General features: G+C 40.4%; 27 protein-coding genes and 1 pseudogene. 23 read left to right on the top strand and 5 right to left on the bottom strand.

The features are described 5' to 3' along the window. Positions 1 to 21: 21 nt before the first annotated feature. Entirely contained in the window at positions 22 to 297 is a 276-nt protein-coding gene (locus ACESOD_RS02145) for a DUF3270 family protein (protein WP_001145235.1), read from the bottom strand. A gap of 350 nt (positions 298 to 647) precedes the next feature. Here ACESOD_RS02145 and ACESOD_RS02140 point away from each other — a divergent pair, with 350 nt between their 5' ends. The 11 genes and pseudogenes from ACESOD_RS02140 (at position 648) to ACESOD_RS02090 (ending at position 11,102) form a co-directional block, all read left to right on the top strand. Continuing rightward, entirely contained in the window at positions 648 to 1,703 is a 1,056-nt protein-coding gene (locus tag ACESOD_RS02140; RefSeq protein ID WP_373093715.1) for an ABC transporter permease, read from the top strand. Between the two features lie 13 nt (positions 1,704 to 1,716). Continuing rightward, the gene (locus ACESOD_RS02135; protein WP_373093713.1) at positions 1,717 to 2,397 is read left to right on the top strand and encodes an ABC transporter ATP-binding protein; all 681 of its coding nucleotides are present in this window, start codon (positions 1,717 to 1,719) and stop codon (positions 2,395 to 2,397) included. A 285-nt stretch (positions 2,398 to 2,682) separates the two neighbouring features. After that, positions 2,683 to 3,612, top strand: coding sequence for a peptidase U32 family protein (locus tag ACESOD_RS02130; RefSeq protein ID WP_373093712.1), 930 nt, complete (start codon positions 2,683 to 2,685; stop codon positions 3,610 to 3,612). Between the two features lie 105 nt (positions 3,613 to 3,717). After that, positions 3,718 to 4,401 (top strand): ribose-5-phosphate isomerase RpiA, encoded by a 684-nt coding sequence (rpiA, locus tag ACESOD_RS02125; protein WP_045763755.1) that lies wholly within the window; start codon positions 3,718 to 3,720, stop codon positions 4,399 to 4,401. Between the two features lie 12 nt (positions 4,402 to 4,413). Then, entirely contained in the window at positions 4,414 to 5,625 is a 1,212-nt protein-coding gene (locus tag ACESOD_RS02120) for a phosphopentomutase (RefSeq protein WP_373093710.1), read from the top strand. 1 nt (position 5,626) lies between these two features. Next, the gene (locus ACESOD_RS02115) at positions 5,627 to 6,187 is read left to right on the top strand and encodes a DUF1697 domain-containing protein (protein ID WP_373093708.1); all 561 of its coding nucleotides are present in this window, start codon (positions 5,627 to 5,629) and stop codon (positions 6,185 to 6,187) included. Continuing rightward, a complete protein-coding gene (locus tag ACESOD_RS02110; protein WP_373093706.1) occupies positions 6,184 to 6,993 on the top strand; it encodes a purine-nucleoside phosphorylase in 810 nt (269 codons plus the stop codon). The genes ACESOD_RS02115 and ACESOD_RS02110 overlap by 4 nt, the downstream gene beginning before the upstream one ends. Before the next feature lie 4 nt (positions 6,994 to 6,997). After that, on the top strand, positions 6,998 to 8,233 hold the full coding sequence (locus ACESOD_RS02105; protein WP_373093704.1) for a chloride channel protein: 1,236 nt from the start codon (positions 6,998 to 7,000) through the stop codon (positions 8,231 to 8,233). Next, positions 8,230 to 8,940 carry a type 1 glutamine amidotransferase gene (locus ACESOD_RS02100; RefSeq protein ID WP_373093702.1) on the top strand — a complete coding sequence of 237 codons (711 nt, stop codon included), beginning with the start codon at positions 8,230 to 8,232 and terminating at the stop codon, positions 8,938 to 8,940. The genes ACESOD_RS02105 and ACESOD_RS02100 overlap by 4 nt, the downstream gene beginning before the upstream one ends. Positions 8,941 to 9,483: 543 nt before the next feature. Continuing rightward, complete coding sequence (gene deoD, locus ACESOD_RS02095; RefSeq protein WP_373093700.1) at positions 9,484 to 10,200, top strand: purine-nucleoside phosphorylase; 717 nt, start codon at positions 9,484 to 9,486, stop codon at positions 10,198 to 10,200. 222 nt (positions 10,201 to 10,422) lie between these two features. Continuing rightward, positions 10,423 to 11,102 (top strand): annotated as a pseudogene (locus tag ACESOD_RS02090) (NAD-dependent protein deacylase). Between the two features lie 231 nt (positions 11,103 to 11,333). Here the strand turns inward: ACESOD_RS02090 and ACESOD_RS02085 are convergent. From ACESOD_RS02085 to coaA, 3 genes are all read right to left on the bottom strand, one after another. Then, positions 11,334 to 11,846, bottom strand: a complete 513-nt coding sequence (locus tag ACESOD_RS02085; RefSeq protein WP_373093698.1) for a DNA topology modulation protein — start codon at positions 11,844 to 11,846, stop codon at positions 11,334 to 11,336. A gap of 64 nt (positions 11,847 to 11,910) precedes the next feature. Beyond that, a complete protein-coding gene (rpsT, locus tag ACESOD_RS02080; protein WP_029689628.1) occupies positions 11,911 to 12,159 on the bottom strand; it encodes a 30S ribosomal protein S20 in 249 nt (82 codons plus the stop codon). A 52-nt stretch (positions 12,160 to 12,211) separates the two neighbouring features. After that, the gene (coaA, locus tag ACESOD_RS02075) at positions 12,212 to 13,132 is read right to left on the bottom strand and encodes a type I pantothenate kinase (RefSeq protein ID WP_373093696.1); all 921 of its coding nucleotides are present in this window, start codon (positions 13,130 to 13,132) and stop codon (positions 12,212 to 12,214) included. A 123-nt stretch (positions 13,133 to 13,255) separates the two neighbouring features. Between coaA and ACESOD_RS02070 the strand changes: the two genes are divergently transcribed. The 9 genes from ACESOD_RS02070 to ACESOD_RS02030 all read left to right on the top strand — a co-directional run bounded on the left by ACESOD_RS02070 (position 13,256) and on the right by ACESOD_RS02030 (position 21,402). Beyond that, the gene (locus ACESOD_RS02070) at positions 13,256 to 13,534 is read left to right on the top strand and encodes a 1,4-dihydroxy-2-naphthoate prenyltransferase (protein ID WP_373093694.1); all 279 of its coding nucleotides are present in this window, start codon (positions 13,256 to 13,258) and stop codon (positions 13,532 to 13,534) included. A 107-nt stretch (positions 13,535 to 13,641) separates the two neighbouring features. Then, positions 13,642 to 14,232, top strand: a complete 591-nt coding sequence (locus ACESOD_RS02065; RefSeq protein WP_373093693.1) for a class I SAM-dependent methyltransferase — start codon at positions 13,642 to 13,644, stop codon at positions 14,230 to 14,232. After that, positions 14,229 to 15,512: a pyrimidine-nucleoside phosphorylase gene (locus ACESOD_RS02060; RefSeq protein ID WP_373093692.1), complete on the top strand. Its 1,284-nt coding sequence runs from the start codon at positions 14,229 to 14,231 to the stop codon at positions 15,510 to 15,512. The genes ACESOD_RS02065 and ACESOD_RS02060 overlap by 4 nt, the downstream gene beginning before the upstream one ends. Before the next feature lie 17 nt (positions 15,513 to 15,529). Continuing rightward, positions 15,530 to 16,192 (top strand): deoxyribose-phosphate aldolase, encoded by a 663-nt coding sequence (gene deoC, locus ACESOD_RS02055; RefSeq protein ID WP_373093691.1) that lies wholly within the window; start codon positions 15,530 to 15,532, stop codon positions 16,190 to 16,192. Further along, on the top strand, positions 16,179 to 16,568 hold the full coding sequence (locus ACESOD_RS02050; RefSeq protein ID WP_373093690.1) for a cytidine deaminase: 390 nt from the start codon (positions 16,179 to 16,181) through the stop codon (positions 16,566 to 16,568). The genes deoC and ACESOD_RS02050 overlap by 14 nt, the downstream gene beginning before the upstream one ends. A 90-nt stretch (positions 16,569 to 16,658) precedes the next feature. Then, positions 16,659 to 17,714: a BMP family lipoprotein gene (locus ACESOD_RS02045; RefSeq protein ID WP_373093688.1), complete on the top strand. Its 1,056-nt coding sequence runs from the start codon at positions 16,659 to 16,661 to the stop codon at positions 17,712 to 17,714. A gap of 141 nt (positions 17,715 to 17,855) precedes the next feature. Further along, positions 17,856 to 19,385, top strand: coding sequence for an ABC transporter ATP-binding protein (locus ACESOD_RS02040; RefSeq protein ID WP_373093687.1), 1,530 nt, complete (start codon positions 17,856 to 17,858; stop codon positions 19,383 to 19,385). After that, a complete protein-coding gene (locus ACESOD_RS02035) occupies positions 19,385 to 20,443 on the top strand; it encodes an ABC transporter permease (protein WP_373093686.1) in 1,059 nt (352 codons plus the stop codon). The genes ACESOD_RS02040 and ACESOD_RS02035 overlap by 1 nt, the downstream gene beginning before the upstream one ends. Before the next feature lie 2 nt (positions 20,444 to 20,445). After that, positions 20,446 to 21,402, top strand: a complete 957-nt coding sequence (locus ACESOD_RS02030) for an ABC transporter permease (RefSeq protein ID WP_049509105.1) — start codon at positions 20,446 to 20,448, stop codon at positions 21,400 to 21,402. Positions 21,403 to 21,432: 30 nt separating this feature from the next. Here the strand turns inward: ACESOD_RS02030 and plsY are convergent, their stop codons facing one another. Then, on the bottom strand, positions 21,433 to 22,074 hold the full coding sequence (plsY, locus tag ACESOD_RS02025; protein WP_373093683.1) for a glycerol-3-phosphate 1-O-acyltransferase PlsY: 642 nt from the start codon (positions 22,072 to 22,074) through the stop codon (positions 21,433 to 21,435). A 215-nt stretch (positions 22,075 to 22,289) separates the two neighbouring features. On the opposite strand from plsY, the gene ACESOD_RS02020 reads away from it, so the two are divergent. The 3 genes from ACESOD_RS02020 to ACESOD_RS02010 are packed head-to-tail and all read left to right on the top strand — an operon-like array spanning position 22,290 to position 24,423. Next, complete coding sequence (locus tag ACESOD_RS02020) at positions 22,290 to 22,931, top strand: amino acid ABC transporter permease (RefSeq protein ID WP_373093682.1); 642 nt, start codon at positions 22,290 to 22,292, stop codon at positions 22,929 to 22,931. A 10-nt stretch (positions 22,932 to 22,941) separates the two neighbouring features. After that, entirely contained in the window at positions 22,942 to 23,571 is a 630-nt protein-coding gene (locus ACESOD_RS02015) for an amino acid ABC transporter ATP-binding protein (RefSeq protein WP_049504388.1), read from the top strand. A 9-nt stretch (positions 23,572 to 23,580) separates the two neighbouring features. Beyond that, on the top strand, positions 23,581 to 24,423 hold the full coding sequence (locus tag ACESOD_RS02010) for an amino acid ABC transporter substrate-binding protein (RefSeq protein ID WP_373093680.1): 843 nt from the start codon (positions 23,581 to 23,583) through the stop codon (positions 24,421 to 24,423). Positions 24,424 to 24,458: the final 35 nt, after the last annotated feature.

The raw sequence follows: 24,458 nt of genomic DNA, 5'->3' as shown, positions 1-24,458 counted from the left end.
AAAAATCCCGACCTTTTGAATCTAATATAATTTCTTCTTAATCATTGAACGTTGAAAGTTTGATGCCGCTAAACTCAAGGCAATTGCTAGGCTAAAAGCCAGAACTGTATTAAACTTGAGGGCTAAAAAGATGAAGCTAAATAAGGCTAAAAAGACGCAAAAACAAGCAATGTTTACAAAGAAAAGAACTTCCTTCAAACTAGCAACGGAAGTTGTTTCTGGAACATAGTCTTGGTATAGCGTTGTTTGAGTTTCCTCTTCTTCAAACTCATACGATTGATATTTTCTTACGGGCATGATTCTCTCCTTAACAGTACTCTTTCATTTTACCATTTTTCAAGAAAAAAATTATTACAGTAAGGTTACAAAAAGAATAAAGTCTGTTTTCAAATGATGAAACAAATTTCTTGACACTCTTACCCAAAGATGATAGGATGGGTAAACAACTCAAAACATCTTGCCTGTTCAAGTTTTTGTAATGAGGAAGCGAAACAAATATAAATAGCAATTGCTGGTTGTTTCCGTAAATTTAGAACCACTTTGTAGGATGAATGAAAAGATTTGCATGAAAGACAGATTTTTCTGTCTTTTATTTTTGATGCTGAGTGAGCTTTTTCCACTCTTAGAAAAGTAAAAGGAGATTTGCGGTGTATCTTGCAATCAAAGAAATTTTAAAAAATAAACTTCGTTATAGTTTGATTTTAACGACGATCTTTCTTATAGCGTTTATGGTCTTTTTTATGACAAGTTTAGCTCTGGGGCTTGTTAGAAATAATAGAGCAGCCGTGGATAATTGGCAAGCGACAGGAATTGTTTTATCAGATTATGCAAATGATAATCTGACAGCTTCCTTTATTCCAGAAAAGAATTATAAGGATCAGGTTTCTGAAGATGTAGCACCTTTGGGGTATATGTTTGCAGTGACCTATCTCGTCAATGATAGTGAGAAGGTAAACATCTCTATTTTTGCACAGGATTGGGATAGTTTTATCTCTCCTTCCTTGATTGAGGGCCATTATCCAGAAAGTGACAATGAGGTTGTCGTGGATCAGTCTTTAGAAAACTATGGAATTAAACTAGGCGATGTCATTCAACTGAATGGAAGTGAAAATTCTTATACAATCGTTGGACTTACGAAAGGGAATAAATTTTTTACAGAACCTGTAGTATTTACAAATTTGACCAGCTATTGGACCTTGCAAGGTAGTCTGAATGCAGGTCGCTCGATTTCTGCTTTGGTCTTAAAAAATGATGCTCAGTTATCTGCAGAGGGTTTAAGTCAACTAACCATTCAAAACATGATTACCCATATTCCGGGCTACACACCTCAAGTAAATGTATTTTCAGGCATGATTTTAGCGATGATTATCATATCTGGCCTCATTATTGGTATTTTTATTTATATTATTACTATTCAAAAACTAGGCCTCTATGGGATTATGAGAGCCCAAGGAATTCAGGTTAAAACTATTGTTTGGTCGATTTTTTGTCAAATTATATTGCTGGCAGGTTTTGGGATTGGTCTAGCATTATTGGCAATTGTAGCTGTCATCCTTGTTTTACCTGCAACCTTCGTTTTCTATCCAAGTTGGTTAGCATATTTAGGATTGAGCTTGGGAATTTGTTTGATGGCATTACTTGGAGGAGTGATTTCTCTCCCTCGTTTGCTCAAAGTTGATCCAATAACGGCTATTGCAGAATGATAAGGAGACTTATATGACACCATTGATAGAAATGAAGCAAGTGACGAAAAGTTACGGAGAAGGAAATATGAAAGTCGTTGCACTACACGAGACGAACTTTCAACTAAATGCAGGTGAATTTGTTGCCATAGTTGGTCCTTCTGGATCTGGTAAAACAACCTTTTTGACCACCTTAGGGCAGTTGCAGGAACCTTCAGGTGGGAAGATTTTAGTAAAGGGAACAGAAACGGGTAATTTGACTGAAAAAGAGAAAACAGATCTTCGGTTTAAGGAATTTGGTTTTATTTTACAGGCTTCAAATTTGATTCCTTTTTTAACCGTTAAGGAACAATTAGACCTAATTGATCGACTAGATAAAGACAAATCTTCGAAAAGTGACCGTCAAGAGTTATTTGATTTGTTGGACCTGAACAAAGTTCAAAATCATTATCCAAAGGCTTTATCTGGGGGAGAACGTCAACGAGCAGCAATTGCCAGAGCACTCTATAACAATCCTAGCATCGTTCTTGCTGACGAACCAACAGCCAGTCTTGATACCCAAAGAGCTTACCAAGTAACGGATATGCTTGCTTCAATTGCACATGAGCAGGGAAGAGGAGTAGTGATGATTACGCATGACACCAGACTTCTCGATAAGGTCGATCGTGTCTTTATCATGAATGATGGTCACCTTGTTGAAGAAATACAAGCATAAAAGAATATAAAGTGAACTCTAGTAAAGGTGGTTCACTTTTCTTTTTCTAAAAGTGAAGGGGATAAAACTAATACTCAATGAAAATCAAAGAGCAAACTAGGAAGCTAGCCGCAGGTTGCTCAAAACAGTGTTTTGAGGTTGTGGATAGAACTGACGAAGTCAGTAACCATACCTACGGCAAGGTGAAGCTGACGTGGTTTGAATTTGATTTTCGAAGAGTATAACTTTTCTTAAAAAATAGATTGCCCATAGCTGATTTTTCAGAAATGTGGTATAATTTTTCTTATGGAAAAGATTATTATTACAGCAACTGCTGAAAGCATTGAACAAGTAAAAGAATTACTAGAGGCGGGAGTTGACCGCATCTATGTTGGTGAGAAAGATTTTGGGCTTCGCCTACCAAAGACTTTTTCTTATGATGAACTGAGAACCATCGCTGGTCTGGTTCATGACGTAGGTAAGGAATTGATCGTAGCGGTCAATGCTCTTATGCATCAGGATATGATGGATCGTATCAAACCCTTTCTTGATTTCTTGGAAGAAATTAAAACAGACTATATTACTGTTGGGGATGCGGGTGTCTTTTATGTTGTCAATCGCGATGGTTATTCTTTTAAAACCATCTATGATGCCTCAACGATGGTAACTAGCAGCCGTCAGATTAATTTCTGGGGACAAAAGGCTGGCGCTTCTGAGGCAGTATTGGCTCGTGAAATTCCATCAGCTGAACTCTTTAAAATGCCTGAAATTTTGGAAATTCCTGCTGAAATTTTGGTCTATGGAGCAAGTGTTATCCACCACTCTAAGCGTCCACTCTTGCAGAATTACTATAATTTTACTCAGATTGATGATGAAAAAACACGTCAACGCGACCTCTTCTTAGCAGAGCCTAGTGATCCAGATAGCCATTACTCAATTTTTGAAGACAATCATGGAACTCACATTTTTGCCAACAACGACCTCGATTTGATGACCAAATTGCCAGAGTTGGTAGAACATGGTTTCACTCATTGGAAACTAGAGGGACTTTATACTCCAGGGCAAGATTTTGTTGAGATTGCAAAACTCTTCATCCAAGCCCGTAGTTTGATTCAAGAGGGAAGCTTTACGCATGACCAAGCCTTCTTGTTGGATGAGCAAGTCCGTAAACTCCATCCAAAAAATCGTTTCCTTGACACAGGATTTTATGACTACGATCCTGACATGGTTAAATAAGAATCAAAAACCCGAAATAAAATGTTCGGGTTTTTCTAGTGCAAGGATGAATTTAAAGCGTATTCATGTTATAATAAAAGTAGCTTTTTGTTTGGAGGTGTTTAAGTGGAAAATCTGAAAAAAATAGCAGGCATCAAGGCTGCTGAGTTCGTAACCGACGGAATGGTTGTAGGACTTGGAACAGGCTCGACTGCCTATTATTTCGTAGAGGAGATCGGACGTAGAATTAAAGAAGAAGGACTTCAAATTACAGCCGTAACGACCTCGAGTGTAACAACAAAACAGGCACAAGGATTAAATATCCCACTTAAGTCAATTGACGAGGTGGATGAGGTTGATGTGACTGTTGATGGAGCTGATGAGGTAGATCGCCAGTTTAATGGTATCAAAGGAGGCGGTGGGGCGCTTCTAATGGAAAAAGTAGTTGCGACACCAACCAAACAGTATATCTGGGTGGTAGATGAGAGCAAAATGGTTGAGAAACTGGGCGCTTTCAAACTACCTGTCGAAGTTGTCCAATACGGAGCAGAACAGGTTTTCCGTCGTTTTGAAAAAGCTGGTTATAAGCCAAGTTTTCGTGAAAAAGATGGCCAACGCTTTGTGACGGATATGAAAAATTTCATCATTGATCTTGATTTAGGTGTTATTGAAGATCCGATTGCTTTTGGTCATCAACTGGATCTTCAGGTCGGTATTGTTGAGCACGGTTTATTTAATCAAATGGTTGATAAAGTGATTGTTGCAGGGCAAGCTGGCGTTCAGGTTTTAACTTCAACAAAAGGGAAATAAAGGAGGCAAACGATGTCAAAATTTAAACGTATTCACTTGGTGGTACTTGATTCTGTAGGAATCGGTGCAGCACCAGATGCTAATAACTTTGTCAATGCAGGGGTTCCAGATGGAGCATCTGATACACTTGGCCATATTTCAAAATCAGTTGGTTTGAATGTTCCTAACATGGCTAAGATTGGTCTTGGGAACATCGAGCGTGAGACAGCACTAAAAACTGTTCCCGCAGAAGCAAATCCTAGCGGTTACTACACTAAACTTGAGGAAGTGTCATTAGGTAAAGACACCATGACAGGTCACTGGGAAATCATGGGCCTCAATATCACTGAACCTTTCGATACTTTCTGGAATGGATTCCCAGAAGAAATCCTTACAAAGATTGAAGAATTTTCAGGTCGTAAAGTAATCCGTGAAGCAAACAAACCTTACTCAGGAACTGCTGTCATCGATGATTTTGGACCACGCCAAATGGAAACAGGTGAGTTGATTATCTATACATCAGCTGACCCAGTTCTTCAAATTGCGGCCCACGAAGACATCATTCCTTTGGATGAATTGTACCGTATCTGTGAATACGCTCGTTCGATTACATTGGAACGTCCGGCTCTTCTAGGACGTATCATTGCCCGTCCATACGTTGGGGAGCCAGGAAACTTTACACGTACTGCAAATCGTCGTGACTTGGCTGTATCACCATTTGCTCCAACAGTTTTGGACAAACTCAACGAAGCAGGCATTGATACTTACTCAGTAGGTAAGATTAGCGATATCTTTAATGGTGCTGGGGTGAACCATGATATGGGACACAATAAGTCAAATAGCCATGGAATTGACACACTTTTGACAACAATGGGCCTTACTGAGTTTGAAAAAGGATTTTCATTCACTAACTTAGTCGACTTTGATGCCCTTTACGGTCACCGCCGTGATCCGCATGGTTACCGTGATTGCTTGCATGAGTTTGATGAACGTTTGCCAGAGCTTATCGCTGCTATGAGAGAAGATGATCTACTCATGATTACTGCTGACCATGGTAATGATCCTACTTATGCAGGTACAGACCATACTCGTGAATATATTCCACTTTTGGTCTATAGCCCATCACTAAAAGGAAATGGACACTTACCAATCGGTCATTTTGCTGATATTTCGGCAACAATCGCTGATAACTTTGGCGTAGATAAGGCTATGATTGGTGAAAGCTTCTTAGATAAATTGGTTTAAGATGACTCGCTTGGCATTACTGGTTAGAGGGATCAATGTCGGTGGGAAACATAAGGTGGTCATGGCCCAGCTTCGTCAAGAATTGACAGAGTTGGGATTGGAAAATGTTGAAACCTACATCAATAGTGGCAATATTTTCTTTGACACAAGTATCTCGAAGACTCAACTAGTGGAGATCTTACAGGCTTTCTTTGACAAGCATTATCCATTTATCCAACATTTTTCCTTGTTAAGTCAAGAAGATTACGAAGAGGAGCTTAGAACTCTTCCGGAATGGTGGTTCCAAGAAATGGCTCGAAAGGATATCCTCTTTTACACGGAGGACTTGGATAGGGAATCCGTAGAAGAGAAGTTGCTTACTTTGAAGCTAGGAGATGAACTGCTTCATTTCGGGAAACTGGGAATCTTCTGGGGCAAATTCTCAGAAGAAACCTATAGCAAAACAGCCTATCACAAGTTCCTGCTTAAGATGCCTTTCTATCGTAATATTACTATTCGCAATGCAAAAACCTTTGACAAAATCGGTCAATTTTTAAAAGATTATAAAGGAGATAGAAAATGACATTATTAGCAAAAATCAATGAAACAGCTGCTTTCTTAAAAGAAAAGGGAGTAGAAGCACCAGAGTTCGGCTTGATTCTTGGATCAGGACTTGGCGAACTTGCTGAAGAAATCGAAAATCCAGTTGTGGTAGACTATGCTGAGATTCCAAACTGGGGACGTTCTACTGTTGTTGGACACGCTGGAAAATTGGTGTACGGTGAGCTTGCAGGACGTAAAGTTTTAGCCCTTCAAGGACGTTTTCATTTCTATGAAGGAAATCCGCTGGAAGTTGTTACTTTCCCAGTTCGTGTTATGAAAGTTTTGGGCTGTGAAGGTGTGATTGTTACCAATGCTGCTGGTGGTATCGGCTTTGGTCCTGGTACTTTGATGGCTATCACTGACCACATCAATATGACAGGCCAAAACCCTCTAATCGGTGAAAACTTAGATGACTTCGGTCCACGTTTCCCAGACATGTCAAAAGCCTACACTCCAGAATACCGTGCTACAGCTCATGCAGTTGCTGAAAAGCTTGGTGTTAAACTTGATGACGGTGTTTATATCGGTGTAACTGGTCCAACTTATGAAACTCCAGCTGAAATCCGTGCGTATAAGACACTTGGTGCAGATGCGGTTGGTATGTCCACTGTTCCTGAAGTTATCGTGGCAGCTCACTCTGGCTTGAAAGTTCTTGGTATTTCATATATTACCAACTTTGCGGCTGGTTTCCAAGAAGAACTCAACCACGAAGAAGTGGTAGAAGTGACCGAACGTGTAAAAGGCGACTTTAAAGGCTTGCTGAAAGCGATTCTTGCAGAATTGTAATGTTATGAGAGTACGACTCCAAAGTATTCCCTATGGACTGAGAGTGCTTCTAGCCACTTTATCATTAGGAATAGGGACGGGTCTGGTCGGAATTGCCTGTCATTATCTACTAGAAGGGGTGCAAGGGCTGGCTTTTGGCCAAGATGAGTCGGATTTACTCCAGCAATTTCAAGAAGCTGGAGGTCTCCGTAGATTTTTGGTCTTATGTGTGACTGGGTGCTTGGCAGCTGGCTTCTGGTATTTCCTGCAAAAGCGTTATAAGATTCTGTCTATTCGCCAGCAAATTGACTTAGCTGGAGACAGGGAACCAGCGCCCTTAGCCCACCTCCTTCATGCAGGTATGCAGGTTGCGATTGTCGGAGCAGGTGCATCGGTCGGAAAAGAAGGAGCACCACGTGAGGTCGGGGCTCTTCTAGCTGGTCGCTTGGCGAAAGGTTTTTCTCTAGCCCTCAAAGAGCGAAAAGTCTTGATCGCCTGCGGTGCTGGAGCTGGTTTAGCTGCGGTATATCAGGTTCCCTTTGCCAGTAGCTTGTTTGTCTTTGAGACCTTAGGGCTCGCCTTCAGTTGGCAGAACTTTCTACTGGTTTTGACCAGTACTTATCTGGCCACCTGGGTCGCTCAGTCCATCGTTGGTCAGGAGGCCGTTTATCACCTGTCCGCAGTCTCATGGTCGGCTAGCGGCTTCTTACAGGCTATTGTGATTGCTTTCTTGGTCACTCCCTTGGCTCTGGTCTTTGCTTTCCTAGCCAAGCGGGCTAGTCACAAACGGCGGAAGGATGGGACGATTCTTTGGGCTCTTCCTCTAGCCTTTCTAGTGCTGGGGAGCCTAGTAGCCTTTTTCCCTATCTTTATGGGAAATGGCCAGGTACTAGCGCAAGTCCTCTTGTCTAGTCAGTCGATTCCTTATCTTCCACTGGCTCTTGCAGTGAAGGGGCTTCTGGTTTATCTCCTCTTGCGCAATGGTGCGTATGGGGGAACTTTGACACCATCATTTGCCTTAGGTATTGGATCTGGCTATCTAGTGACCTTGCTTTTGACAGCAGTTGGGATTCATCTAGATCCTGCTCTAGGGATGTTACTAGGAGCGACCGTCTTTTTAGGGACGACCTTAAAAGCTCCTCTGACAGCCATTGCCCTGAGCCTTGGATTTACAGGCCAAACTTGGAGTTTGACAATTCCGCTTGTACTTGCGGCTGGTCTGTCTTACGTGATTCGAAAGAGATGGGAGAAGAAACGATGAAGGTACATTTTGTACTGCATGAAACCTTTGAAGTGCCGGGCGCTTATCTAAAATGGGCGCAGGAGCGTGGCCATCAAGTGACTACGACTAAGGTCTACGAAAAAGAGTCTCTTCCGGAAACTGTTGACGGAATTGATTTTCTGATTGTTATGGGTGGTCCTCAATCTCCTGATGAGGATAGAGAAAAATTCCCATATTATGATCCAAAGGCAGAGATTGAGCTGATTCAAAAGGCTATGAAGGAAGATCGTTATATTGTTGGGGTTTGTCTTGGTGCTCAGCTCTTGTCTGTTGCTTATGGAGCAGAGTATGAACATAGTCCAGAGCGTGAGATTGGTGTTTATCCAATAACGCTTACTGAAGCTGGTTTAAAAGATGAACATGTCAAAGTTCTTGGACAAACTTTAAATACCGGCCATTGGCATGGCGATATGCCAGGATTGACAGAAGATGCTGTCGTCCTTGCGACCAGTCAAGGGTGTCCACGTCAGATTATTCGCTTTAGTCCTAAACACTATGCCTTCCAAGCTCATTTGGAATTTGATCCAGAAGCAGTAGAGCTCTTAATTGCTGCGGATGGTGAAGAAGTTTTGGAAGAACAAAGCAAGAATTTGACTTATGTTCAAAAGCCTGAAGCTATTCGTGCATATGATTATCAAGAAATGAATGCAAAACTCTATGCATTTTTGGATTCATTAACAAATTAAATATAAAAATGAAAGAAAAGGAAAGGGAGTTCGGGTTTGAAATTGAACCCGTAATCGCCTCAACTTTCAAAACTAACTTACAATTGAACCCGCCCTAAAAGCTGTGTGAAAAAGATTGATTGCCTTGCAAGTCCAGTACTTGCTGCGTCAATCCCCTATTTTCACTGTGCTTTTTACGGGCTTGGTATCTTATAGAAAGGTAGAGCGTGTGTTCTAATTTGAACACGAGCGGAAAGCTTTTCTAATTACTCAATTAAAAAAGAAAGGATGGGTTAACCGTATTAGCTGAACTGAATACGGGAGGAGAACTGTGTAAAAAAGATAAACTGTCTAGCATTTACAATGCGTCGCCAGTTTCCTATTTTTACTTTGTTCTCTGTCGCCTGTCTTGTTTATAAAAAATGAAAGGAAGGGTAGTTCGGGTTTGAAACTGAACCCGGGCTAGAGGCTGTGTAAAAAAGATAAATCCTCCTAGATGCGAGGCATCTTTGTCGGATTTCCTATTTTTACTTTGCCTCTTTTACGCCCTTGGTATCTTATATTATGTCTATCCATATTGCTGCTAAGCAGGGTGAAATTGCTGATAAAATTCTCCTTCCTGGAGATCCTCTTCGTGCGAAATTTATCGCTGAGAATTTCCTTGAAGATGCTGTTTGCTTTAACGAAGTTCGTAACATGTTTGGTTATACAGGTACTTACAAAGGTCACCGTATATCTGTTATGGGAACAGGAATGGGTATGCCCTCAATCTCTATCTATGCTCGTGAATTGATTGTCGACTACGGAGTGAAGAAATTGATCCGTGTCGGTACAGCCGGTTCTTTGAATGAGGATGTTCACGTTCGTGAGTTGGTCTTGGCACAAGCAGCTGCTACCAATTCAAATATCATTCGTAATGACTGGCCTCAATACGATTTTCCTCAAATTGCTAGCTTTGATTTGCTAGATAAAGCCTACCATATTGCCAAAGACCTCGGTATGACTACTCACGTCGGAAATGTCTTGTCATCAGACGTTTTCTATTCTAATTATGGTGATAAGAACATCGAGCTTGGTAAATGGGGTGTGAAAGCTGTCGAAATGGAAGCGGCGGCTCTTTACTATCTTGCTGCCCAACACCATGTCGATGCTTTAGCTATTATGACGATTTCTGACAGCTTGGTTAACCCAGAAGAAGACACTACAGCTGAAGAACGCCAAAACACCTTCACTGATATGATGAAGGTTGGTTTGGAAACATTGATTGCTGACTATAGGTAGATTCCATTCATGTGATTTCTCTTGTTCTCAAAATGATAACCGCCAACAATGAATCAATCCTGAAATAGGTAAGAATAAGGAAATTTAAGGAAGCCTAATTGTGTCAAAGGACCGAGACTAGTCAGTTTAATATCTAAATCATAATCAAAAGAAGTTGGAAGCCAAGTTGTCAAGCAGTCAAGGCTTTCAACTTTTTAACTTGAAAATTCCTAGGAGTACAAAATGGATAAAATTGAACAACTACAAGGTATTATTGATCAAAGTCAGAGAATTGTCTTTTTCGGTGGTGCAGGGGTTTCTACAGAGTCTAATATTCCAGATTTTCGTAGTTCAGATGGTATCTATAGTCTGAAACTAGGTCGCCATTTTACTGCCGAGCAACTGGTTTCACGCACTATGTTTGAGCGCTATCCAGAGGATTTTTTTGACTTCTACAAAAAGTATCTGGTCTATCCAGATGCTAAGCCGAATTTAGCACATGATTATCTAGCGTCTTTGGAAAAAACAGGCAAATTAAAGGCGATTGTGACGCAAAATATCGATAGCCTCCATGAAATGGCAGGATCTCAGAAAGTTTTGAAACTGCATGGCAGTGCAGATCGTAATTACTGTTTGGGCTGTCATCGCTTTTATGATTTGAATGCATTTTTGGCACTTGAAGGTCCAGTTCCTTACTGCTTAGATTGTGGTAAGGTGGTCAAACCTGACGTAACCCTTTATGAAGAACCTCTGGATATGGATGTTTTTAGTCGAGCAGCCCAAGTCATTCAGCAAGCCTAATCAATTATTTTTCAGGGGCAAATCTTGTCGTTATCAACAAGTCCAGCACTCCTCAAGACAGCCAAGCTGATTTGGTTATCGAAGGTAAGATTGGAGAAGTTTTTTCTAAATTGAGACAATAAAAAACTGAAAGAAGTAGGACTTTACTTCCTTCAGTTTTTTTTGTATCATGAACTCAGAAACTATGAACAAGATTCTCTCCATTTATCGGGGAATCTCAAATTTGATTTATAAATTGCTCGAGTTATTTTTAATTGTTGAATAAATGGAAAAAAGGAAGATTTTCTGGATGAAAATCTTCCTTTTTTAGTCAATCAGTACATACTGATTTTAATGAAATGCTACTATATTGTTTACTTTTTTAAAAATCGCAAAAAACAATCAATCTCTGCTTGAGAATGGAGAATACGCATCTTTTCTGGGTAAGTATTGTTTAAGTATTGGTATCTATCCTTAGCATTTTTTGTTCGTCCATCCCAGAGAATCCAACGAATAAATTCCCAGTTGAACTGCTCGGGGCATCCTTTAGCCATACTTTCTCTCACTTTTCCTCTGTATTTTAAATAGCGTTTAAAGGCTCTTAGCAAACAAGTCCAAGCAGAGAAGTTTAAAAAGATGATCTGGTCAGCTTGCTCCATTCTTTCCTCATAGCAACACCAAGAGTAGTTGCCATCAATGACCCAGTTTTCGTTTTTGACTAGAAAAGTTTTCATTTCGTTCAGCATCCAGTCGCGGTCACTATCTTGCCACCCTGGCTGAAATTGGAGAGTATCCATATGAAGTTTGGGGATAGAGTAGTGCTTAGCTAGTTTTTCTGCCAGAGTAGATTTGCCTGATCCAGAATATCCAATGATAGCTATTTTCATAATAACCTCCAGAAAATGTGCACAAAAAAAGCTCCGAGGAGCTCATTTTGTATGCAGTTAATGATTAACCAAGTTTAGCTGCAAGACGTGCTTTATCACGGCTAGCTTTATTTTTGTGGATCAAACCTTTAGTTTCTGCTTTATCGATAGCTGAGCTGGCAGCACGGTAAAGTTCTTCAGATGGGTTTGCTTCAAAAGCTTTGATAGCAGTACGCATAGCTGATTTTTGAGCTGAGTTTTTTTCGTTTTGTTTAACGTTCAATTCAGCGCGTTTGATAGCTGATTTAATGTTTGCCAATGTTCTTACCTCCATTTTTACTAACTATACCATTATATCTGAAAACTGACGTTTTGACAAGGGAAAATTATTTTTTTAAGTAAATTTCATCAATTTCGTGATTTTTAGATTTATGGAGAATGACCTCTGCACGATTTCGTGTTGGTTCAATGTAATTCTGGAGATTGGTTAGGTTGATACTGGTCCAAACTTGGTGGGCAAAATCCTTGACTTCACTAAGAGGAAGTTGAGTGAAACGGTAGTAATAGTTTCCTGGATCATCTTGAGCAAAGCTAAGAAGTTTTAAGAAACGATCCAAATACCAGCTTTCAATGTCTTCGACTGCGGCGTCGACATAGATTGAAAAGTCAAAGAAATCAGTAATATAGAGACGGTCATTATGGGGATTTTGGAATACGTTGATTCCCTCAACAATGACAAAATCAGCGGCTTCTACTCGTTGTTTTTGACCAGGGACAATATCATAGATTTCATGGGAATAAACAGGTATATCAACATCCTGCCCATTTTTGAGTTGGTCTAGGAAATTGAGCAAAGCTTCCATGTCGTAGCTCTCAGGAAAACCCTTGCGGTTGAGAATGTCTTGCTCAATTAAGACACTATTTGAGTATAAAAAACCATCTGTAGTAACTAGTTCAACACTTGCTCCAGGAACGATACGAGACAGCAAAATTTGCAAGAGCCGACTAGTAGTTGATTTACCGACAGCGACACTTCCTGAAACTCCAATAATAAAGGGCTGTTTTTTGCTCTCTCTTTGAAGAAAAATGCCTTTTGAGAAGGCAAGGTCTTCTTTGGAACGTTTGTAAATCTGAATCAGATGTGCCAGTGGCAGATAGATATCCGTAACGTCTTGAAGGCTAATCTGGTCATTGAAACTCTTAATAGAATCTAACTCTTCCTCGGTCAGGGGAGGGGTTGTTTTGCGATGCAAGGATTGCCAAGTTTCGCGGTTTATCTTTTCAAAATGTAAAAATTCGTTGGTCATACTATATCCTCGTTTGATATCTTAGTATACCATATTTTAGAAAGAATAACCATCTGACCAATTGAGAAAAAGCGCTTTCTTTGTTAAAATATAAGGAGGAAAACCTATAAAGGAGGTGTTAAGATGAAAGCTAGATTAAGAGAAAAGGCGCTGGGTTTGTTCAGCCTATTTGTTATTTTTTTATGGTTATCACCAAACTGGGTGAATTTCTCCTTTACGATAGGAACTCAGAGCCATAACTGGACCACTTTTGTTCTGTTTATCTTATTGCCCCTCATAGGTCTTGGCTACCTTGTGCTAGCTTTCTTTAAACGAAGGTGTTGGCTCTTCTTTTTTGGTCTTGCTTGCATTTTTGCTTTTCCGATTACCATGGCAGTTGGGAGCTTTTTACTAGGTCCCTAATGTTAATCCGAATTTATATTATTTTTGAGAAAATACAATGTGATGTAAGGGCTTGATACCTTTGTAAACGATTTACAATTTAAGTCAAATTATGGTAAAATAGTATCATGAGTAAAATGTATTATGCAGAAAATCCAGATGCAGCCCATGATATTCATGAGCTTAGAGTTGAGCTACTTGGGCAAAAGATGGCCTTTTTGACAGATGCTGGTGTCTTTAGTAAAAAAATGATTGACTTTGGAAGTCAGTTGTTGTTAAGATGCCTTGATGTTGAAAAAGGTGAAAAAATTCTTGATGTTGGTTGTGGCTATGGTCCAATAGGCTTGTCTTTGGTTAAGGCTTATGATGTCCAGGCGACTATGGTGGATATCAATAATCGTGCCCTGGATTTAGCCCAGCAAAATGCAGTAAAAAACAAGGTTCAAGCGACTATCTTCCAGTCTAATATTTATGAGCAGGTAGAGGGACAATTTAACCATGTCATTTCGAATCCGCCCATACGTGCAGGCAAACAAGTAGTTCACGAAATCATCGAAAAAAGTATAGACTTTTTAGTAGACGGTGGAGATTTGACTATTGTCATCCAAAAGAAACAAGGAGCTCCTAGTGCCAAAAGTAAGATGGAAGACGTATTTGGCAATTGCGAGGTTGTAAAAAAAGATAAGGGATATTATATCCTTAGAAGTGTGAAAGAATGAGAGCAGTAGATCTAATCCAGAAAAAAAGAGACGGGCAAGAACTCAGTTCGAACGAAATCCAATGGTTGATCGAAGGCTATGTAGCAGGAACTGTTCCTGATTACCAGATGTCAGCATTTGCCATGGCAGTTTATTTCCAAGGAATGACTACGAGAGAAATTTCTGACTTAACCATGAATATGGTAAAGACAGGTCAGGAGTTTGATTTGTCAGCTATAGATGGTGTGAAGGTTGATAAACACTCTACGGGTGGTGTTGGTGACAAGGTAACTTTAATTCTAGCACCCTTGGTAGCCAGTTTTGATGTCCCAGTGGCCAAGATGAGTGGTAGAGGTTTGGGGCATACCGGTGGTACTATCGATAAATTAGAATCCATCAAAGGTTTTCAGATTGAACAAAGTCAGGATGAATTTATCAAACAAGTTCAAGATATTGGGGTTTCAGTTATTGGTCAGTCGGATCAACTAGTTAAGGCGGATAAGCTTCTCTATGCCCTTCGTGATGTGACAGCAACAGTGGATACTATTCCCTTGATTGCTAGTTCGGTCATGAGTAAAAAAATTGCAGCTGGAGCTGATGCTATCTTACTTGATGTAACAGTGGGTGAAGGTGCCTTTATGAAGACAGTTGATGAGGCACGCCAACTGGCTCAAACCATGGTAAACCTTGGTAAGGCTGTAGGTCGTAAGACAGTAGCAGTTATTACTGATATGAGTCAACCTTTGGGACGTGCCATTGGTAATCGTTTAGAAATCCTAGAAGCTCTGGAAATTCTTCAAGGTAAAGGCCGTCAAGATATTAGCCACTTTATCTGTGAGTTGGCCCAGATTATGTTATCATTAGCAAATGTTGAAAAAACTATTGAGGAAGTAAGGCAACATCTTGAAAATGGTAAGGCTCTCAAGAAATTTGAAGAGATGGTTCTAGCTCAGGGTGGAGACCTAGAAGCCCTCTATCGTCCAGTAAAAGTTGACCATGTAGTTGATATTCCTGCTCAAGAAGACGGACTTATCGCAGAACTTCCAGCCATGGAGTTTGGTCTTTTTGCTATGAGATTGGGTGCTGGTCGTGCCGTTAAAACAGATGCTCTTGACTATGAGACAGGTATCGTTTTTGAGAAGAAAGTTGGAGAATCAGTCAAAAAGGGTGAAATTGTCGCAAAAGTATATACAAATGGGAAAATTTCTCCGGAACTAGTTACAGATTTCCAAAATTATGTTAAAATTAAGATAAGTGATGAAGCGATCAAAACGCGTGAAATCATTGAAATCATCTCCTAATTTAAGGAAAAACCGAAATGAAATTAAATAAATACATTGATCATACGCTTTTAAAGCAAGATGCTACCGAACAGCAAATCGATCGTTTGCTATCTGAAGCAAGAGAGTACGATTTTGCCAGTGTTTGTGTCAATCCTTGCTGGGTTTCGCATGCAAGAACTGCACTCGTAGATACTGATGTCAAGGTTTGTACAGTAGTAGGATTCCCGCTTGGAGCTACAACTTCAGCTGTCAAAGCTTATGAAACCAAAGAAGCCATCCAAAATGGTGCTGATGAAATTGATATGGTTATCAATGTTGGTGCACTCAAGTCTGGGAATGCTGCATTAGTTGAGTCAGATATTCGAGCTGTTGTTGAAGCAAGCGGAGACAAACTTGTTAAGGTTATTATCGAGGCTTGTTTGTTAACTGATGAAGAAAAAGTTCTAGCTTGTCAGCTAGCTCAGAAGGCAGGGGCAGACTTTGTCAAGACTTCTACTGGTTTCTCAACAGGTGGAGCGACTTTGCCAGATGTTCAATTAATGCGTCAGACAGTTGGTCCTGATATGGGGGTTAAGGCTGCTGGTGGAGCTCGTTCTTATGTAGATGCAGTAGCCTTTGTTGAAGCTGGAACTACTCGTATCGGAACATCTTCTGGTGTAGCAATCTTAAAAGGAGAGTTAGCAGATGGCGACTACTGAGTTGATTGACTTAGCGATTGAGACTAGTAAAAACGCCTATGTACCCTATTCACACTTTCCAATTGGTGCCGTTCTGGTTGCCAAGGACGGAAGTGTTTATACAGGATGCAATATTGAAAATGCTAGCTACCCCTTGACCAACTGTGGTGAGAGAACAGCTATTTTTAAAGCTGTCTCTGAAGGACAACGTGAGTTTTCAGAATTGATTGTCTATGGTCAAACTGAGAAACCTATTTCTCCTTGCGGTGCTTGCCGACAGGTTATGGTCGAATTTTTTAAACCAGATCTAAAGGTGACTCTAGTCGCCAAAGATAAAACGACGGTCGAGATGACGGTCGGGGAATTACTTCCATATTCTTTTACAGACTTGCAATAGTCTGTGTCACTCACTGAGTGGCAAGGGTCCTTGTGGCCAATCAATCCATACTTGCAACTTTGTTGCGCATCTTATTTAGGAGGTTCAGTAATGAACAAAAAACAATGGCTAGGCCTTGGTCTAGTTGCAGTAGCAGCATTTGGACTTGCTGCATGTGGTAATCGCTCTTCTCGTAACGCAGCTTCATCTTCTTCTGATGTGAAGACTAAAGCAGCTATCGTTACAGATACTGGTGGTGTTGATGATAAATCCTTTAACCAATCAGCTTGGGAAGGTCTTCAAGCTTGGGGTAAAGAACACAACCTTGAAAAAGATAAAGGTTACACTTACTTCCAATCAACAAGTGAAGCTGACTACGCAAACAACTTGCAACAAGCAGCTGGAAACTACAACTTGATCTATGGAATTGGTTTTGCACTTAAAAATGCAGTTGCTGATGCTGCCAAAGAACACACAGATAAAAACTATGTTTTGATTGACGATGTGATTAAAGACCAAAAAAATGTTGTAAGTGCTACTTTTGCTGATAATGAAGCAGCTTACCTTGCAGGTGTAGCAGCAGCTAAAACTACTAAGACAAAACAAGTTGGTTTTGTAGGTGGTATGGAATCTGAAGTTATTTCTCGTTTCGCAGCTGGTTTCAAAGCTGGTGTTGAGTCAGTTGACCCATCTATCAAAGTTCAAGTAGACTACGCTGGTTCATTTGGTGATGCCGCTAAAGGGAAAACAATCGCTGCAGCTCAATACGCTGCAGGTGCAGACGTAATCTACCAAGCAGCTGGTGGTACTGGTGCAGGTGTCTTCTCAGAAGCTAAATCTTTGAATGAAAGCAAAAACGAAAGCGAAAAAGTTTGGGTTATCGGTGTAGACCGCGACCAAGTTGAAGAAGGTAAATATACTTCTAAAGACGGTAAAGAAGCTAACTTCGTACTTGCTTCTACTTTGAAACAAGTTGGTACAGCTGTAAAAGACCTTGCCAACAAAGCTGAAAAAGGTGAATTCCCTGGTGGTCAAGTTATCGTTTACTCATTGAAGGATAAAGGTGTTGACTTGGCAGTGACAAACCTTTCTGAAGAAGGTAAAAAAGCTGTTGAAGATGCAAAAGCTAAAATCCTTGATGGTAGCGTAAAAGTTCCTGAAAAATAATTAAAGGAAGTCATTTCTTAGGGGAGCGGCCTGTGGCCGCTTCTTTAAGAATTGAGACAAATTGTTTTGTCTCAATAGAGCTTGCTAAATCTCTTTAGCAGGTTTTATTGAAATAAAATAAAACTCTGAAAGGAAGAGCACATGGCACACGAAAATGTCATTGAGATGCGTGAAATTACCAAAGTTTTCGGTGAATTTGTCGCTAACGACAAGATTAACCTTGAACTTCGTAAAGGTGAAATTCATGCACTTTTAGGAGAAAATGGAGCTGGGAAGTCCACTCTTATGAACATGCTAGCAGGGCTTCTAGAACCAACTAGTGGTGAAATTGTGGTCAACGGTCAAGTTGTAAAATTAGACTCGCCATCAAAAGCAGCTAGCTTAGGAATTGGGATGGTTCACCAGCACTTTATGTTGGTTGAAGCTTTCACAGTTGCTGAAAATATCATTTTGGGAAGTGAATTAACCAAAAATGGTGTCCTAGATATTGCTCGAGCAACTCGAGAAATTAACGAACTATCGGAGCGTTATGGTCTTGCTGTGGATCCTTCAGCCAAAGTAGCAGATATCTCTGTTGGTGCTCAACAACGTGTTGAAATCCTAAAGACACTTTATCGTGGTGCCGATATTCTCATCTTTGATGAACCAACTGCCGTTTTGACGCCATCAGAAATCGATGAGTTGATGGCCATCATGAAGAACCTAGTCAAAGAAGGCAAATCAATTATCTTGATTACCCACAAGTTGGATGAGATTCGCGCAGTATCTGATCGTGTTACAGTTATCCGTCGTGGGAAATCTATCGAAACAGTGGAGATTGCTGGTGCGACTAACGCTGACTTGGCAGAAATGATGGTAGGGCGTTCAGTTTCCTTCAAAACTGTGAAGCAGGCACCTCAACCAAAAGAAGTTGTACTGTCCATTAAAGACTTGGTTGTTCATGAAAACCGTGGCGTTCCTGCTGTTAAAAATCTCTCACTCGATGTTCGAGCTGGTGAGATTGTCGGAATTGCCGGTATTGATGGAAATGGTCAGTCTGAATTGATCCAAGCTATCACAGGACTTCGTAAGATTGAATCTGGTAGCGTAGAATTGAAAGGCCAATCTATCGTAGGTTTGCATCCTCGCCAAATCACTGAGCTAAGCGTAGGTCACGTTCCTGAAGACCGTCACCGTGATGGTCTGGTTTTGGAAATGATGATTTCTGAAAATATCGCTCTTCAAACCTACTATAAGGAACCTCTTAGCAAAAAGGGAATTTTAAATTATACGAATATCATTGACTATGCAAAAAAATTGATGCAAGAGTTTGATGTTCGCGCTGCTAACGAGATTGTTCCAGCTTCAGCCCTTTCTGGAGGAAATCAACAAAAAGCAATCATCGCTCGGGAGATTGATCGAAATCCTGATCTCCTCATCGTCAGCCAACCAACTCGTGGTTTGGACGTCGGTGCCATTGAGTACATTCACAAACGCTTGATTCAAGAACGTGATAATGGAAAAGCTGTCCTTGTAGTCAGCTTTGAACTAGACGAGATTCTAAATGTCTCAGATAGAATCGCTGTTATTCATGATGGTAAGATTCAAGGGATCGTAACACCAGAAACAACCAACAAGCAAGAACTTGGTGTCTTGATGGCTGGTGGTGAATTGGAAAAAGGAGAAGAGTGATGTCTAAAAAATTACAACAAATTTCGGTTCCCTTGATTTCTGTTATCCTTGGAATCTTGCTTGGAGCCATCGTCATGTGGATTTTTGGCTACGATGCTATTTGGGGTTATGAAGAGTTGTTCTACACAGCCTTCGGTAGTGTTCGTGGGATCGGTGAAATTTTCCGTGCCATGGGACCATTAGTCTTGATTGCTCTTGGATTTGCAGTTGCGAGTCGTGCTGGCTTCTTTAACGTTGGTCTTCCAGGACAAGCACTCGCTGGTTGGGTTATGAGTGGCTGGTTCGCTCTTTCAAATCCAGATTTACCACGTCCATTGTTGATTCTTGCGACAGTTGTCATTGCGCTGGTTGCTGGAGGAATTGTTGGAGCCATTCCTGGTATTTTAAGAGCCTATCTTGGAACATCTGAAGTTATCGTAACCATCATGATGAATTACATTGTTCTCTATACAAGTAATGCCTTTATCCACTCTTTCCCCAAAGATATCATGCAAAGTACAGACTCATCAATCCGAGTAAGTGCAAACGCAACTTATCAAACACCTTGGCTTGCTGAGTTAACAGGAAACTCTCGTATGAATATTGGGATTTTCTTTGCCATCATTGCAGTTGCAGTTATTTGGTTCTTGCTTAAGAAGACAACTCTCGGTTTTGAAATCCGTGCAGTTGGTCTCAATCCAAATGCTTCTGAATACGCAGGTATTTCAGCGAAACGTACCATTATTCTATCAATGATTATCTCGGGTGCTCTTGCAGGTCTAGGTGGAGCTGTAGAAGGACTCGGTACCTTCCAAAACGTTTATGTTCAAGGTTCATCATTGGCAATCGGATTTAATGGTATGGCGGTAAGTCTACTTGCTGCAAACTCACCAATTGGAATTCTCTTTGCAGCCTTCTTGTTCGGAGTGCTTCAAGTTGGAGCTCCGGGTATGAATGCTGCACAAGTGCCATCTGAGCTTGTAAGTATCGTTACAGCCTCAATTATCTTCTTTGTCAGCGTTCATTACATCATCGAACGCTATGTCAAACCAAGAAAACAACTTAAAGGAGGTAAATAAGGATGTCGATTACAACAATGCTAACCCTTATGGTTTCTTCAATGTTGATTTACTCAGCACCACTTATTTTCACAAGTATCGGAGGCGTTTTCTCTGAACGTGGTGGAGTTGTTAACGTTGGACTTGAAGGAATCATGGTCATGGGTGCCTTCTCTGGAGTTGTTTTTAACCTTGAATTTGCACAAGATTTGGGAGCATTAACTCCTTGGTTGGCTCTTCTAGTCGGTGGATTAGTCGGAGCTATCTTTTCACTGATTCACGCAGTAGCTACAGTTCATTTTCGTGCTGACCATGTTGTCAGTGGTACCGTACTTAACTTGATGGCGCCAGCCTTGGCAGTCTTCTTGGTGAAGGTGCTTTATAACAAGGGGCAAACGGATAACTTAACGCAAACTTTTGGACGTTTTGATTTTCCTCTTTTGGCTAATATCCCAGTTATCGGAGATATCTTCTTCAAGTCAACAAGTTTACTTGGTTACCTAGCAATTGCCTTCTCATTCTTAGCATGGTTTGTCCTCTTTAAAACTCGCTTTGGACTTCGCCTCCGTTCAGTAGGTGAACATCCACAAGCAGCAGATACTTTGGGGATTAATGTCTACAAGATGAGATATCTTGGAGTTGTGATTTCAGGTTTCCTTGGAGGAATCGGTGGAGCTATATACGCTCAGTCAATTTCCGTTAACTTCTCAGTTACAACCATCGTTGGACCTGGATTTATCGCACTTGCTGCTATGATTTTCGGTAAGTGGAATCCTGTTGGTGCTATGCTTTCAAGTCTCTTCTTCGGACTATCACAAAGTTTGGCAGTTATCGGTTCTCAACTTCCTTTCTTGCAAGGAGTTCCAGCCGTTTACTTGCAAATTGCACCATATCTCTTGACCATTGTCGTACTAGCAGCCTTCTTTGGTAAAGCTGTTGCACCGAAAGCAGATGGTATCAACTATATCAAATCTAAATAAACAAAAAAGCGTCGGTTTGAAACTGACGTTTTATTGTTTAGGTTTTTGATGGGTAAGATTTAGTCCCCAAGGAACTAGGTTCTCAGTTTTGTTTTGAATACGATTGATGTTATCCTTATGGCGGATGATAATTAAGCTTGCGAGGGCTAGGATAATCACTACAAATAATAAATCGTAACTTGGCAGTAGGAAACCGATAAGTGGAAAGAGGATCACCCCAAGTACAGCAGCGAGAGCAGCAGTAACACTAGAGAGAGAAATCATGCTTCCTAGATATAGAGTTCCAAAGAAGACAACTGCTAGGTAGAGGCAAAATAGAGGAGCAAATCCGAAAATGACTCCAGCACTAGTTGCGACAGCCTTTCCTCCTTTAAATCCTGCAAATACTGGGAAGGTATGCCCAATCACAGCTAAAAGGCCAAAGACTAGAGGTGAAACACCTTGAACATGAAAGATAAGTGGAAGCAAGGTTGCGATGGTTCCTTTGAAAAAGTCAATCACGAAGGTTGCCATACCCGCTTTCTTACCTAAAATACGAAAGGTATTGGTCGTTCCAGTATTACCTGAACCATGTTCTCTTAGATTGATCTTAAAGAAGATTTGCCCAATCCACAGTCCTGAAGGGATAGAACCCAATAAATAAGCTAAAATTAATAATACTATTGTCATCATGCTTCTATTATACCATGAAATAGGAGAGAAACGGAAAGGAATCTTTTCTCAAATTGTGACATCTGATACTTTATGTAAGTATAAAAATTTTCTCATGAACACTATTGTTCGGAAATTAAGGCTAAAGTTTTAAAAATTCATGGAAATTTCTGAAAATCTTTGATTTTATGTTTATTTATGCTATAATAGGAACAATTATTTTTAGGAGGTGGAATATGTCTTATTTATTCGAGATATTACCAAGTTTATTGAGCGGTGCTATAATGACTTTACAAGTTTTTGCACTGGTCTTGCTCTTTTCAATCCCTTTAGGTATTTTGGTTGCCTTTTGCTTACAGGTCCATTGGAAACCCCTCCATTACATAATTGATGTTTATATCTGGGTGATGCGTGGAACACCCTTACTTTTGCAACTAATTTTTATTTATTATGTCCTACCAAGTATCGGAATTCGATTGGACCGGGTGCCAGCTGCGATTATTGCCTTCACGCTTAATTATGCAGCCTACTTTGCTGAAATTTTCCGTGGAGGAATTGCAACGATTCCTCAGGGGCAATACGAAGCAGCTAAGGTTTTGAAATTTAATCCTATCGATACCGTCCGCTGTATCATCTTGCCACAGGTGACCAAGATTGTCTTACCAAGTGTATTTAATGAGGTTATGAGTTTGGTTAAGGATACTTCTCTGGTCTATGCACTCGGTATTTCAGATTTAATCCTAGCCAGTCGTACTGCAGCCAATCGTGATGCTAGCTTGATTCCAATGTTTCTAGCAGGAGCTATTTATCTGCTTATGATTGGTATCGTTACAATCCTAGCTAAGAAACTTGAGAAGAAGTTCAGCTACTATAGATAGGAGGTTAACCATGTTAGAGTTAAGAAATATCAGCAAAAAATTTGGAAAAAAAGAAATTTTATCCAATTTCAGTTTAACAATTCCTGAAAAGCAAATTTTGGCCATTGTTGGCCCTTCTGGTGGTGGGAAGACTACCTTGCTTAGAATGTTAGCTGGACTTGAGACCATTGATTCAGGAGAGATTTTTTATAATGGAGAATCCCTACCTTTGGATGAACTTGAAAAGCGCCACTTGTTAGGTTTTGTTTTTCAAGACTTTCAACTTTTTCCTCACTTATCCGTTATGGAGAACTTGATTTTGTCACCTATCAAGACTATGGGGATGTCTGAAGCAGATGCAAAGAAGAAGGCGGTCGACTTATTAACTCGTCTGGGACTCGAAGCTCATGCAGATGCCTATCCTTATTCCTTATCTGGTGGTCAAAAGCAACGGGTTGCCTTAGCACGTGCTATGATGATAGATCCTGAAGTGATTGGTTATGACGAACCAACTTCAGCCCTTGACCCAGAGTTGCGTCTCGAAGTTGAAAAACTGATCCTACAAAATCGAGAATTAGGCATGACTCAAATTGTCGTGACTCATGATCTCCAGTTTGCAGAGAATATTGCTGATCAGATTCTCAAAGTAGAGCCCAAGTAGGAGGTGTCTATGAATCTAAAGAAAATCAGTCTTGTTTTGGTATTCTTTCTGGCTTTTTTCCTAGTAGGATGTACGCAAAAAGCTAGTGATCCCAAAGTCGATAATTGGGACAAATACCAACAACAAGGAAGCATTACTATTGGATTTGACAATACCTTTGTTCCTATGGGGTTTGAAGAAAAGAATGGCCAATATGTCGGATTTGATATTGACTTAGCCCAGGCTGTTTCTGAGAAAATGGGGTTCAAGGTACAGTTTCAACCCATTGATTGGGATATGAAGGAAACAGAACTTCAAAACGGCACTATTGATGCTATCTGGAATGGATATTCCGCAACAGATGAACGCCGTGAGAAGGTTGCTTTTACCATTCCTTATATGGAGAATCAGCAGGTTCTCGTCTCAAAAAAATCGCAAAATATCCAGTCGGTTTCGGATATGAAAAATAAGATTTTGGGAGCCCAAGCAGGTTCTTCTGGTTATCTAGATTTTGAAGCTCAGCCTGAACTTCTAAAGAATATTGTTAAGGACCAAAAGGCTAATCAGTATCAAAGTTTTAATGAAGCCTTGATTGACTTGCAAAATGATCGGATTGATGCCCTTTTGATTGACCGTGTTTACGCTAATTATTATCTTAAAACGGAAGGGATTATAGACCAGTATGAGATTTTCCCAGCTGGTTTTGAGAGTGAGTCTTTTGCAGTTGGAGTAAGACCAGCAGATAAGACCTTGTTAGCAAATTTGAATCAAGCTTTTGTGGAACTCTATCAAGAAGGTAAATTCCAAGAAATTAGCCAAAAATGGTTTGGTGAAGATATAGCAACAAGCCAAGTTAAAGGAAAAGAAAACTGAGACTCGCGTCTTGGTTTCTTTTTTTAGGGTGGAAA

It is taken from the genome of Streptococcus oralis (assembly GCF_964238205.1).
In the GTDB taxonomy this organism is placed as follows: Bacteria; Bacillota; Bacilli; order Lactobacillales; family Streptococcaceae; genus Streptococcus; species Streptococcus oralis_CZ.
Note: the sequence above shows the minus strand (reverse complement) of the source record. Positions and strands in the feature narration are given on the sequence as shown.